8 protein-coding genes and 1 pseudogene are annotated in these 13,135 nt (G+C 55.4%); all 9 read right to left on the reverse strand.

Annotated elements, in window-relative coordinates; genetic code table 11:
* Nucleotides 1-2: 2 nt before the first annotated feature.
* Nucleotides 3-1,031, reverse strand: a complete 1,029-nt coding sequence (locus tag HMPREF9412_RS28995; protein WP_009595468.1) for an alpha/beta hydrolase family protein — start codon at nt 1,029-1,031, stop codon at nt 3-5.
* Nucleotides 1,018-2,925, reverse strand: coding sequence for a hypothetical protein (locus HMPREF9412_RS29000; protein WP_009595423.1), 1,908 nt, complete (start codon nt 2,923-2,925; stop codon nt 1,018-1,020). The genes HMPREF9412_RS28995 and HMPREF9412_RS29000 overlap by 14 nt, the downstream gene beginning before the upstream one ends.
* Nucleotides 2,906-4,144, reverse strand: a complete 1,239-nt coding sequence (locus HMPREF9412_RS29005) for a DegT/DnrJ/EryC1/StrS family aminotransferase (RefSeq protein ID WP_009595471.1) — start codon at nt 4,142-4,144, stop codon at nt 2,906-2,908. The genes HMPREF9412_RS29000 and HMPREF9412_RS29005 overlap by 20 nt, the downstream gene beginning before the upstream one ends.
* Nucleotides 4,145-4,167: 23 nt before the next feature.
* Nucleotides 4,168-5,871: a hypothetical protein gene (locus tag HMPREF9412_RS29010; RefSeq protein WP_009595464.1), complete on the reverse strand. Its 1,704-nt coding sequence runs from the start codon at nt 5,869-5,871 to the stop codon at nt 4,168-4,170.
* A gap of 126 nt (nt 5,872-5,997) precedes the next feature.
* Entirely contained in the window at nt 5,998-7,593 is a 1,596-nt protein-coding gene (locus HMPREF9412_RS29015; protein WP_009595463.1) for an extracellular solute-binding protein, read from the reverse strand.
* Between the two features lie 88 nt (nt 7,594-7,681).
* The gene (locus HMPREF9412_RS29020) at nt 7,682-8,557 is read right to left on the reverse strand and encodes a carbohydrate ABC transporter permease (RefSeq protein ID WP_009595444.1); all 876 of its coding nucleotides are present in this window, start codon (nt 8,555-8,557) and stop codon (nt 7,682-7,684) included.
* A 34-nt stretch (nt 8,558-8,591) separates the two neighbouring features.
* Entirely contained in the window at nt 8,592-9,554 is a 963-nt protein-coding gene (locus tag HMPREF9412_RS29025) for an ABC transporter permease (RefSeq protein ID WP_009595458.1), read from the reverse strand.
* Nucleotides 9,542-12,049, reverse strand: coding sequence for a heparinase II/III domain-containing protein (locus tag HMPREF9412_RS29030; RefSeq protein WP_009595435.1), 2,508 nt, complete (start codon nt 12,047-12,049; stop codon nt 9,542-9,544). The genes HMPREF9412_RS29025 and HMPREF9412_RS29030 overlap by 13 nt, the downstream gene beginning before the upstream one ends.
* Before the next feature lie 518 nt (nt 12,050-12,567).
* A pseudogene (locus HMPREF9412_RS29035) lies at nt 12,568-13,055 on the reverse strand (RCC1 domain-containing protein); the annotation flags it as partial.
* Nucleotides 13,056-13,135 lie beyond the last annotated feature (80 nt).

Below are 13,135 nucleotides of genomic sequence, written 5' to 3' on the forward strand. Positions count from 1 at the left end.
TTTTACTTCGCAAGCTGTTTTTCAAGAAAAGCGTAGGCTCGCTGCCGGATATCCGGCGGAAAATCGTGCCCTTCATGACCCATCCAGCTCTCGAAAGCAGATGAAGCTCCCAGAAAATCATACAAACCATCCAGTTCCCCCAGTCCCGAGGCTATCTCCCTCCAGTTCGGAAAAATCGGGTCTCGCGTTCCGCACCACATCAACATCGGCACTGGAGCCGCAAGCGCAGCGATTTCATGCCACTCAAACGGAAGAGAGCCGTTGTTCAGACTGTCCGTAATGGAAGGGATATGGGAAAACCATTCCCGAAGGCCCCAGCGGTTCGGCTCCGGATCGCCGCGAAACATCGTAAATCCGCAGCTCGAGACGACGGCCTTGATGCGTTTATCCATTCCGGCTAGAAACCAGCCGTTATAGCCGCCCAGCGAGTGGCCGATAACGCCGATCCGGCGTGGATTTACCTGCGGCAGCGAGGTCAGCACGTCGACCCCTACCATGTGATCGGAGAGCATTTTGCCGACTGCGGTCCACGCAGGGTGCCGTTGATAGAACGGAGCCGTTTGAAACGGCGCTTCTCCTGGATAGATTCGGGCGCCGAACGTGATGGAGTCCGGAGCCAGCACGGCAAAACCGCGCTGTACCAGCTCTAGACCATACTGCCGGTTTACTCGTCCGGAAGACAGACATACATCGTCTTTTCCATTCTCGGTTGTCGGGTGAAGGGCAAGTACAGCGGGGAATCCTCCTACAGCAGGCGTTCCTGAAGGGAGCAACAGATAAGCCGGGATCGAATCCCCGTCCGGTGATTCGTACATGATCGCCTGTCTTGTGTGATCTTCTTCCTCATGCACGGAAAGCACCCGGAAGCCCCCGCTGTCTGCGACGGCTCTCGGCTTATAATCAACCGGCTCCGGGGGCTCTCCCAGCAGCTGCAGCCAGCGTGCCTTCAGCCTGAACTCCTTCTCCATCCAGGCCTCAAGGGTATGGATTCCCTCTAACAGCGGCACAATTTCCCCATTAAAGCGAGTCATAAAAGTAATCACCTTCCTCTTCCATCCGATACCGCCACAGCTCAGCACCGGAACCGAAATACACGTATCCATTCAGGCAGGCGATTCCGCTGGTCGCTTCGACCGGAAGCACTTCCAGCAGTTCCGGCTGCATATTCACTGTATTTACGGTGAACAAAGCCCCGCTCAGCAGACCCAGAAGGAATGGATGCCCCTTTCGCTCTATCATGAGCAGTCCCTGCCGGACAATACCTCCCCAGGAAGAAAGACCGCGGCAATGAATGATCTTTTGCAGTCCTGCATCGTAAACAAAGAACACCGATTCCGAGGTCAAGCCATAGAGAAGCCCGTTTGGCCCGGAAATCAGCTGAGCGATTTCCCTGGCGCCCGGAACCGGCACCCAGCGCCGAATCACTTGTCGGTCAGGCCAATTCAACTCATACATCACCGCTTCCTCGGCCGTGCTGATCCCGCCGCCGGGCGTCTCGATGCTGGTGCCGCCGAATACCCTGCCATCCGGCAGCACGGCAAGCGAAATCGTACTCTGCCCGCTGACGATTTCCCGGTTCTCCAGCATCTCCACCTGACCTGCCAGCACATCCACGATGCCGAGCCCGCCGCCGGCCGCACCATAACCGGGAAAGCCGCCGTACAACACATGGCGGCCGTCCGGATGCGCGGCTGCGCATCTGGGCCTGTGGACAGCGGCATTATCATAAATCAGCCGGGGATTCCGATGAGGTCCAGGTTCCGTAAACCATTCTTTCGCCGTATCCAATAGATGGACCATGCCGCCGGCATAAGCCGCACCCACGAGGATGCTGCCTTGAGCCGCGTAAGCGGCAATATTGCCGCCGCCTCCCCGCTCCACGATATCGCCGCCCCAATCGGTCAGATGCCCGGCTTCGGTATCGTACGTGAACAAATGAAGCGGGTGATTGGAAGTGCCGTAAAGAATGCCGTCCGGACCTCCGAACAGCGGAGAGAGTGACGTTCCGCCTCCCTTATAGGCAAGCGGAATCCGGCTCAGGCTTCCGTCCGCTTCCATGATTTCGATCTGCCTGTCGGACAGCTGCCATTTCAGCAGCACTCGACCGGCATCAAGGTCCCGGTGCAGCTTGTTGTAACCTGCCCCCTTATACAGGGACAGGTTGACCTCCGCCGCCGCTACTTGCTCTGCCCCCCGCTCGCCCAGCTGGTACCATATGCCGTCTCCGTTCTCTCCGGATGGCAGCCAGCCGTAAACGGCGCCGTCGCAGCCTTGGTGAACGGCACCGCTGCCCGTCGTATCCGGCGACCCCTCCAGAACGATCTCCAACACTCCGGTTTCCTTATGAAAGCAGGCGATGGCCGGCGACGTCGTGCCCAGTCCGGCATAGACCTTTCCCCCGCTTCCGCAGGCGAGCGTCATGGCATACTTCCTCTCGGCATCCAGCCTGCATAAGGTTCGCGAGGAGTTTGACGAAGCATCGAGCTCCATCAGATAGCTTCCCGGGTAAGTTGTAGCGTAGACCCGACCATCTCCATCCACGGCAAATGCAAAGCCGGCTCCCTCTTCCCCTTCAGGTACCCGGTGCTGCCCGACAAAAGCCGGGGTGAACGGATCGATAACGTAAAAATAGCGGCCTGCTCCCGTATAGAACCATCCTCGGGAATCACTGATCGACGCAAACGGGTACTGGCCCTCGCCCCCTGGAAAATAAAGCTGGGTGCTGTTTCCTGTTCCCGGATCCGCGATCAGCACATATCCCCGGGCTGCGATTACGATGCGCTCGGTCCCGTCGGCTCTCCGGCACACCGCCGCGGATCTGCTCTCGTCGACATCAACGGGTACGCCGATCCGCTCAAAAACCCCCATCGTCCCCGTTGCCTTGCTGTCGTTCACTTCTTCCGTATTATTCATCGCTTTTCGCATAATAAGCGCCTACCTTGGCAACCGCCTGAATGATATGCTCAATATCCTCGGGCGTGTAGAATTCGTTCATCGGAATCTGCACCGTCGTGTCTAATATCGCCTCCGCGACAGGACAACGGCCAGGCTCATAAGAGACGCTGCTGCCGTCAAACGGAAAATGGCTCCCCTGATAAGCCTGCCGGTTCTGGAACAGCGGCTGCAAATAGCATACCTGCGGGATATAGCCGGCACGGTTGGGGATTCCCTCTGCCTCCAGCGCCCTGCAGAAATCTTCACGGCTGCAGGTCAGCTTATTCAAGTCAAGTCGCAGCATGTAGAACCAGTATGTACAGTCATGCTCCGGGTCGACCTGCGGCGGAATGACGCCCTGGATTCCTTGCAATCCTTCATTGAGCCGGTCGCCATATTGCTGACGCCGCCCGCATATCCAGGGCAGCTTCTTGAGCTGGGCGATTCCGACGGCTCCCTGCAGCTCGGTCATCCGGTAATTCGGCGCAATATAGCTGGTTCCCCGGTCAACCGTGGTGCCGAGACGGCGGTAGTTTTTGTCCGCAAAAGCGTGAGCGGTTTCGTAATCCTCGCGCTTTCCCGAATTGATCAGCACCATGCCTCCGTCCCCGGTGGAGATATGCTTAAAATCGTTCGTGCTGAAACAGCCATAATTGCCAATGGTGCCGGTCAGCCTCCCCTTATACCGGGTCAGATAAGCCTGTGCGCAATCCTCAATGACCTTGATGCCATGCTTTCTCGCGATCTCCATGATCGGGTCCATATCGCACGGATATCCCGCCAGATGGACGACAAGGATCGCTTTCGTTCTCGGCGTAATGCAGGCTTCGATCGAGGCCGGATCCAGATTGTAAGTGTAAGGCTCCAGATCGGCAAACACGGGAATCGCATTCTGGTACAGAATGCCGATCAGCGTTCCCTGGTCCGTAATCGGGCTTGTAATGACCTCGTCCCCTACGGAGACGCCAGCCGCGCCCAGCGCCACATGAATCGCCGCGGTGCCGGAGGATGTCGCTACACTGTATTCCCGGCCGTACATCGCATTGAAATCGGTCAAAAACCGTTTAACCTTGGTGCCGAAATGATAAAACAGCGTGTTCTGCTCCAGCGCTTCGAGCAGATGCGCGGCCTCCTCTTCCCCGAATCTTTTGCCTGTGCCAAAAGGACCGGTCTTGACCGGCGCCCCTCCATGGATCGCTAACGCTGCCACTGTCTGATTCCTCCTCATTGCCGTTATTCGGTTGCTGCTTTCATAATGCTCGCCGCTCCTGTACACGGCCGCCCAAAGCGAATGACCGCTTGCGTAGCTGACGGGTCCGCCACCGCATCCAACGGCTGGCTCACTACCGCTCCCTGCGGAAGATTCTCGGTGATGAGGGTACCGTCTGCGCCTACCCGGAGCACCGCAGCTCGTCTGGCCTGCTCCCAGCGGGTGATCTCCTCGCTCGTCCAGAACGCATAACCGAGCCGCTTCGCGGTTTCGACCGCTTGCGAAAACGCATGCCGAACGTTCCCTAGATGATGGATGTGCTGCTGGTGAAACAGAAAATGGGCGACGCCGCGGACTTCCGCCACCTTTTCGAGAAACGGGGCAATCACCGACGCATCCGAAAGCGTGGGATGCTCCAGGTCCTGGGTAAGAAAGCCGATCTGCAGCACACGGTATAGCCGGTTGCGGTCATCCGAACGAGCGATCGGGTAATACGGATGGCTGGTACCGAACGGAAAGCCGACATTTCCTTTTTTGCTCGGCCCTCTAGTTTGATCCGCTTCGATGCCGTTCTGCTCGCACCATACATAGAGCTCTCCCCAGCCCTCAAAGCGGGTATAGTGGTTCTTGTTCGAAATGATCGGCGCGCCGCTGGTGCTCCGGATTACGTTCAGTTGACGGGCAAATTCCTCGGCGCTCCATATCCCCTTCTCCTGCTCCAAAGCATTGTAGTGAAATGCCAGCTCATGACCGGCAGCCTGAATTTCTTTGTAGAGCGACGGGGAGTAGCCCGGTTCGATCATGCACCAGGTCGAGCGGACGCCGTTTTCCTGAAGCACGCTCAGAGTCGTTTGGGCCGCCTCCTCTATGTTGAAGTCGCTGTCGTGCGAGATCATGGCCACCTGATTGACGCCTTCCGGCCAATAGTCCAGAAACGGAAGCGTCATTCCCAGCGCAACTGCTTCCTCCATCAGCTGACGGACAATCACCTCGCGCCACCAGTCTGCATACGGCGTATCAAAGTACGGCATCCCGGTCTCCGTCACCGAGCGGTCTTCATTCCAGTCCAACTCACACCGGTCATCGGCCTTCAAAATGCCTTCGTCCACCGCTCCCGTACCGTCCGGTGCGGGGATGCCGTCCTGGACGACCGGGCCGCCGCCCTGCTGAAGCAGAACGATATTCGCGGGGATGTCCACATTCCAGCGGATCAGCCGGCCGGCACCTAGCGAAAACTCCAGAACGGCTGCGGCTGCCTCGGCACCAGCTTTACGGAGCCGGCGCAGAACGCCATCCGCTTGAACCGGGATGACGGACTTCTCCGACGCCATCCACGGATCGCTGCTAACCGCCCTTAGAACCGGTATGCCTTGCGCATAGCTTAGCCCTGTCAGGTCCCCATACACCGCATCCCGGATGACAGACCGGGTACAGCCCATCTGTCCGGCCATACGGTTCAATCCGCCGTAACTGATGAGCGTCGCTCCTCGGCGGGCCCACTGCTCCAATCGGTTCAGGTCCTCTTCCTTCTCCCCCGGGTGCAGTACGACGATGATATCGGGTTCATATGACTCGAGCGTTTCGGCATCATCAAACCTTGCATAAGGAATGCCCGCATGACCAAGCACCTCCTCCACATAAAGCTGAAACAGGTCCTGGCCGTGTCCCCAGAAGTATTCCGCCGACTGCCTGTTAAACCACAGACCGATTTTCGCTGTTTTTTCCATGATACAGGTCTCCCTCCTCCACAGCTCGCATTCCCATAGGCGCTAGTTATTCCAATGCAGAACAGGGGCAAAAAGATTTGCCCCGCCGTCCTACGGATCATGTATAAAAGCGTCATTTCAAAAGTCTCACTTAAACAGTGCCTTCGGATCCTTCTCTTTGATATTCGCGTTGTATTCCTGGATGACCTGGGCACCGCCTTTGTCCAGATACTCCTGGACCAGTTTATCCCAGTCCGAAACCGGACGTGTGCCTGCAATCATTTTTACCTGCTCATCCATGACATACTTTCTCAGCTCGGCGCCCTTCGAGTTGTCGGTCGGCGACTCCAGGCCATTGATTGGGTTAGCATAAAGCTTGATTTCCCTATACATGGATTCGATCTCCTCCACCAGATCGACCAGCTGCTTGGTCTGATACGTAATGGAGTAATCATTATCGAAATCCTGAGGCGCCCACGAAGTGTTATCAACAAAATAAGTGGAAGGCGCAAGTCCGTCGGATGCGAAATTCTCCTTGTTGACCTGCACGCCGTCCTTCATGTCATAACCCACACCGACTTTGCCCGACCACCAATCAAAATCGGCGTTTTTATCATTCCGCTGATCCTGCGGATAGAACTGGCGGCCGAAATCAATCATTTCAAAAATCTTCTTCAGCTTTTCCGGCTCATCGGCAAGTTTGGCGCTCAGCACGGTAATTCCGTTGTAGCCCGCCCCGGACGTAAGCCCTTTGTTGCCGTATTTGTCCTCGAAAGGGCCAAGACTGATAAACTGGGCATCCGGATGAATACTGAGCAGGCCGTTCATGTAATCCTGCGACATGCCGCGCGGCGTTCCAATAAAGATGCCTGCTTTACCGGAATAGAACTCCTTGTTGGTGTCTCCCCAGTTCAGGATGGCGTAGTCCTTCGTCATCGCTCCCTGCTTGTAGAGCTCAGACAGCATCGTAATGAACTCCTGGCGGCCTTCACCGATAATGCCCGGGATGTAGTTGCCCTGCGCATCCTGGTGGTACCAGGCATCCGGGTCCCAATACGGTCCCTGGTTGAAGTTCGGGTTAACGTCCTGGCCGATGGCGATCCCGTAGGTGTCCTTCTTGCTGTTGCCGTCCGGATCTCCGTTCGTGAATGCCAGCGCCACTTCTTTCAGTTCCTCATAGTTCGTTGGTGTTTTCAGGTTCAGCTTGTCGAGCCAGTCCTTACGGATGACCGTCACCACCTGATACTTCGGAGAATACTGCGGGATGGCGTAAATCTTGCCGTTCACCCGCATGGCATCCCAGATGAAATCAGGCACCACTTTAAGCGACGGATACTCCTGGATATAAGGCTCGATGTCCAGGAAAGCCCCTTGCTTCGCAAATTTATTGTAGCGGTTCTTGATGTCAGCCGACATAAGTCCGATCGCATCGGGTATTTTACCTGAGGCGAACACAGCGTTGATCTTCTCATCAAAGGCGGTATTCGGCACAAAAACCGGCTTGTAGTCGACTTTAAATTTCTCATTGATCATGTCAAGCCCCGGACTTGAAGTCGGTGGCGGATCACCGTAGCGAAAATCAATCGTTGTGATCTCATACGTCTGCTCTGTCTGTGCCGGTTTTTCCTCACCCCGAGTGGTCGTTCCAGGTTTCTCCTCCGCTTTCGGCTGGCCGCCGCATGCTGCCACGCTGATGGAGAGCAAGGCCGCCATCACTGCGGTAAGTCTGCGTTTCTTTAACATGAACTTTCCCCCATTCTTATCAATGTTGGAGTGTGACCTCCGTTTATGATTGATTCGGACAGCTCCATGATCCGGCCGTTCGAAATCATCAACCCTTGACGGCGCCCAGCATGACGCCCTTGGCAAAGTGCTTTTGCAGGAACGGATACACGATCAGGATCGGCAGGGTCGCCATCAGAATGGCGGCCATCTGAATCGTTTCGGGAGGCGGCGGATTATCGAGGAACATGTTATCTCCCCCGAGCGTGCCCGTCGTTTCCCCCACCACCACAATCTGTCTCAACACGACCTGTATCGTCCATTTGGCCGGATCATTGATGTACAGAATCGGCGCAAAATAGTTGTTCCAGTGCGTGACCGCATAAAACAGGCTGAAAGCCGCCAGCGCAGGCTTCGAGAGCGGCAGGATGATGCGCCCGAAAATCTGCAGGTCATTCGCGCCGTCCACGATGCCCGCCTCGATCATATCGCTTGGTATGTTCATGAAAAATTGGCGGATGACAATCAGGTTGAAGGGCGCGATGGCCACCGGCAAAATAAGCGACCAGATGGAATCAAGCAGCCCCGTTTCCTGGACGACCAGATAGGTCGGAATCATGCCGGCCGAGAACAAGAGCGCAAATACGACCATAAACATGACGGTACGCTGGCCGACGATCGGTCTTGACAAGGCGTATGCCATCGTCGCCGTAAACAACAGATTGACGATGGTACCGAGCACGGTAACCAGCGACGTGTTCAGCAGCGCCTGCCGGAACGTCCTGGAGGCCCAGATATATTCATAGGCGTCGGTCGTCCATTTGGACGGCCAGAGCAGCAGTTTGCTGCCCAGAAAATCCTCGAACGAGGAAAATGAAACCGAGAACAAATATACAAACGGAAACAGCATGACTGCGGATATGACAAGCAGCAGAGTGATATTCACGCCGCCGAACAAGCGGTCCGCGATGGATTTTTGCTTCATATGTCAGATCTCCTCCCGGAAAGAATCGAAGCCCCTAATATACGCCCTGCTCGCCGAACCGCTTGGACAGCTTGTTGGCGGCCATAACCAGCACAAGACCGACCAGACCCTTGAATACGCCGACCGCGGTGGAGAAGCTGTAGTCCGACTGCTGGATCCCCTTGTAATACACGAAGGTGTCGAGCGTATTGCCGATGTGCATGTTAAAGGCGTTCAGTTGAAGGAACACCTGCTCGAAGCCGACCTCGAGCACGTCGCCCAGACGTATGATCAGCATGATAATGATCGTGCTGCGGATAGCGGGCAGCGTAATATGCCAGATTTGGCGGAAGCGCCCTGCGCCGTCCATGACGGCCGCCTCGTAAAGAGCCGGGTTGACGCCTGCCAGCGCCGCGAGGAAAATAATCGTTCCCCAGCCGGCTTCCTTCCAGATGACCTCCAAAATCAGAAAAGCTCGGAAATAATCGGGCTCGGTGAGAAAAGGGATCGTCTGCTGCAAGCCGAACCATTCGCGCAGCACGTCGTTGATCAAGCCCTCGTTGCGGAAAAAGATCGTCACGATGCCGACCACCACGACCCAAGACAGAAAATGCGGCAGGTAAACGATGGACTGCAGCCCTCTTTTCAAGAGCGGATTTGCCACCTCGTTCAGCATGATGGCCAGAATGATCGGCGCCGGAAATGCGAACGCGATTTGCAAAAAGGAAATGGTCAGCGTATTCCATATAACCTGGATAACCTCCGGGCTTTCGAAAATCCGGGCAAAGTTTGCGAATCCGACCCAAGGACTCTCCGCGAACCCCCGGAACGGGCTGTATTCTTTAAAGGCAAGCGATATGCCCAGCATGGGCAGATACCGGTACACGATAAAGTAAAGCAGGCCCGGCAGCAGCAGCAGGTACAGATAACGGTCCCTCCACATTCGGGTCCGGATTCGCTTCCACGCGCTCTTTTTGGCGGGAGTGGATGGATTGACCTCCGATATCACGGTTTCCATACAGCCTCTCTCCCTTCGGCCCGACCACCTCTGCCAAAATCCATAAGATTCCATTCATAATAGCCGGGCGGTGCGGTTTGTTCGACTTCCACGCCAGCAGTTACCTGCTTCAGCTTGAAGGAGACCTCCACTGGGTGGGGATTATGCACATTGCAGGTTGAACGGCGGGCATCCCTGTATAGACTCAGAGGCAGCTCCGCCTCAAAATCGATGTCCCCGCCGCACAACCGTTCAGCCTTCCACAAATTAAGCAGGCCGCTACCCGATATGCGGGCGGCTTCTCCCAGAAAGGACATGCCCCGGTAGCGGGCTTCCACAGCGTCAGCGCAGAACAGCCAGATATCCTCCCCCCCGCCCAGCCTTTCCACCGTTAACCCGGCAGTCAGGCTTCCGCTTTCCTGCTCCTCCTGATGGATGGTCAACCTCTCGTCGTATTGGACCCTTGGATTGATCAGCGTGATGAACCGCCGTCTTTTGCCTTTTGTGCCACCGACAGCTACATAAGGACCATAGGTTTCAGCACCGGGGTACTCGCGGAGGGTGAGCACCTTCTCCTTAGGAAAAGGAAACATGAGCTGCAGTGCGGCGCTTTGTCCCTGAAATACAACGGATTCACTTCCCAGATTCTCGCCCGGAGCCTTGGGCTCTTCTCCATCCAGAACCGCCGAAGTCGTATGAAACAGCAGCTCGGCCTCATCCGATTCCTGATGAAGCTCCACGTCATCCACGATGAAGTAATATGACGAATCGATATGCAGGACAGATCGCCGGTAGCGTTTCAGCAGCCCGCCATAGCTTTCGGCAGCGTCCCCGACAACCGCCTCAAATGACGGGAGCAACAACTCCTCCCGGAGACCCCCTCCACCCAGGCGGATCTGCCCCTGACCATTGACGAGCAGCGAATTATGACCCACCGTGCCGGTAGTGTAATCCGCCTTCGGACCGGGTACATAATCCTGGTAGCCCGGATTGGTCAACAGCCACTCTCCGCCGACATTGATCACCAGATTGTTCTGGTCCTTGTGATTATGGTCCTTCGCCGAGCTGCTTGAGGTAAAGCACAGCAGATGATCCTCATCGCCCCATCCCGACCGCAGAGCGGCCCAGCCTACGCTCCGGAATACCGCGGAAGCGCGCTTGCCGTACAGCTCCGTAGGACTTGCAGGTGAGGTCTCTTTCCGTAAATAAAGAAGCGATGCATGATGCGTTGCAGCATGCTTGTGCAGGTACCAAGCCGCTGCCGGATGGTCGTAATGGGTAGCTGTCATGGCCATGAGGAAAGCGATATCGAGCTTGTAAAACGAATCCGACAGATTCGGGAACGAGCTTTCTTTTCCCGGTGCCAGCAGCCGAAAAAAACGTTCAGGAAGCTCTTCCCGCAAATACGGATGCTGAACCAGCCTGTCATCGCCGCTGATTCTCCGATAAAGATCCGCCGCCATCCAGGCATGGCGCGCAGCCACATTGTCGTACAGCAGCCCCTCTGTTTCTCCGGACACCCCTTTTCGGTCCAGATAGCTTTGAAGATAAGTAAGTCCTGCTTGTAGATATTTGGCCGCAAACGGGTTCTCATCCATAATGGCCGCCGCGCCGTACACCATCGCCACCTGCTTGGCTGCCACGATGTTGTGCATATCACAGCTTCCGATATCGATGGCCAGCGGATGCAGCCCTTTTTCCAGAATGGCTTGGCGAATCGATCGCCGCTCTTCTTCCGTCAGCAAGCTGTGAATGGCATCATAGGCGCACGAAGCGCCTAGCAGCAGATGGGCGTTGCTCAGATTTCCTTCCGCGCCCCGCTCGTCGAACTCATACCATTTCCCGAATGAGGCCAAGGACAACAGATGCTGCTTCACTCGAACCGCATACTTTCTCTCTTCCGTCACCAGGAAGGCCGTGGACATGACGACCAGCCGATCCTCTATCGCTCTGGCATACATCGTCCAGAACGGGAAGAAGGTATGGCCTTGCGGTTCTGGTACTCGATTAGGCTCCGTTAGGGGCATCGCAACCTTCCACTGATCCGATATGGACGGATACAGCACCTCGAAGCTATCTTCCTCCACATAGTCGTCCGCTTTTGCCAAGTATCCGGCCCATAGCCCGGATGCATCGATTTCCCTCGCAGAACTGCCTTCATCCCGCTTAACCCGATCCCGAAAATCCGCGAGCTCATCGATCGAAAACAAAATCCTCGGACGGTCCTTCAGCTTCAATTTCGCAGGTTGACCAGCCGGCCTTACAAGAACCTTCCATTTAAACTCTGAAAATCTATCGTCCAGAAAGTCTACGGCAATTTCGGTCTCGCCCGGCTTTAACCCGGTGATCACGCTGCCGTTCACCTCAACGATCTCCGGGTCGCTGCAAGTCATGCTAAAGGCCGTATCCGATTGCGGCTCCATTCTTCCGCAGGGGTGCATAAGCATGAAGTTAAGCCGATGTTCCTCCCCGGGCTCCAGCAGCGAGAGCTTAATAAATTCCATCCGCAGCAACAATCGCAAGCTCCTCCTTTAATAAGTGAGTTTCTTTCTATTCAATCGATCAAGAAAACGCTGTCATAAGTTTCTGCAACAAAGCGCCAATCGAAGCCATCCGCCGTTACATCATAACTTGTGGTTGCATGCTTCAACTGTATTATCTTTTAATATACATGTATATTACTTGTATTTTTAATGATCTGTCAATTCAAATTTTTGTTGTATTCGTCCAACTGCAACATGATCAATCGGAAGGAAATCCCCCTCATACGGCCTGCTATAAGGAAACTTGCCCTTCTAAAGCGTTAGACTGCAACCATATTTATTTCCAACTTTAAATCCTTGTTGTTAATCTCAATCCTTGACTTGCGGCGTCCGGTAAGGCGAAACCCAAATGTAAAGCGGCACCAAACATTCCATTTGGTGCCGCCTCTTTTTGCCTTGCTATTTAACCTTGACTACACATTCCGACGTCTTGTTGCATCGAATTTTTGCCAAAAGCCTGTGATCAATTCCTAAAAGTTAAGCAATTAACATTAATACCTGCCGGGCAGCTGGATGCCGCGCCATTCGCTCACATCGCATTGGCCATATTCATTATCACCCACGGCTACGACCGTGCCGTCCGATTGAAGGCCGAGCGTATGAGCACATCCCGCCGCTACCGCTACAATGTCGCGCCAGCCGCTTACATTGCATTGGCCATGCTTATTCCAGCCCGCGGCAATGACCGTACCGTCGGATTTAAGACCGATGGTATGATAACTCCCTGCCGCGACCGCCACTATGCCGCTCCAACCGATTACATCGCACTGTCCGTGCTTATTTAAACCTACAGCGGCCACCGTGCTGTCCGATTGAAGCCCGACGGTATGAAGGTAGCCCGCCGATGCCTCCACGATGTTGCGCCAGCTGCTTACATTGCATTGGCCGTACCGATTATTCCCCGCGATCGTTACCGTGCCGTCCGTTTTAGACCGACCGTATGCCAGTCACCTGCGGCGATCGCCCATGCATAACGCCAGATGGCGGCCCCAATTGTCGTCGCCCATCGACGTGAGCAAGCCGGTATTCGGGTCATAACCGTAAGTCGACGTATAGTAT

It is taken from the genome of Paenibacillus sp. HGF5 (assembly GCF_000204455.1).
Taxonomy (GTDB): Bacteria; Bacillota; Bacilli; order Paenibacillales; family Paenibacillaceae; genus Paenibacillus_AQ; species Paenibacillus_AQ lautus_A.

Excerpts from the sequence above, each read along its gene's own strand:
- HMPREF9412_RS29025 (WP_009595458.1), bottom strand. The coding sequence starts at position 9,554 with ATGGAAACCGTGATATCGGAGGTCAATCCATCCACTCCCGCCAAAAAG.
- HMPREF9412_RS29010 (WP_009595464.1), bottom strand. The coding sequence starts at position 5,871 with ATGGAAAAAACAGCGAAAATCGGTCTGTGGTTTAACAGGCAGTCGGCG.
- HMPREF9412_RS29015 (WP_009595463.1), bottom strand. The coding sequence starts at position 7,593 with ATGTTAAAGAAACGCAGACTTACCGCAGTGATGGCGGCCTTGCTCTCC.
- HMPREF9412_RS28995 (WP_009595468.1), bottom strand. The coding sequence starts at position 1,031 with ATGACTCGCTTTAATGGGGAAATTGTGCCGCTGTTAGAGGGAATCCAT.
- HMPREF9412_RS29000 (WP_009595423.1), bottom strand. The coding sequence starts at position 2,925 with ATGCGAAAAGCGATGAATAATACGGAAGAAGTGAACGACAGCAAGGCA.
- HMPREF9412_RS29020 (WP_009595444.1), bottom strand. The coding sequence starts at position 8,557 with ATGAAGCAAAAATCCATCGCGGACCGCTTGTTCGGCGGCGTGAATATC.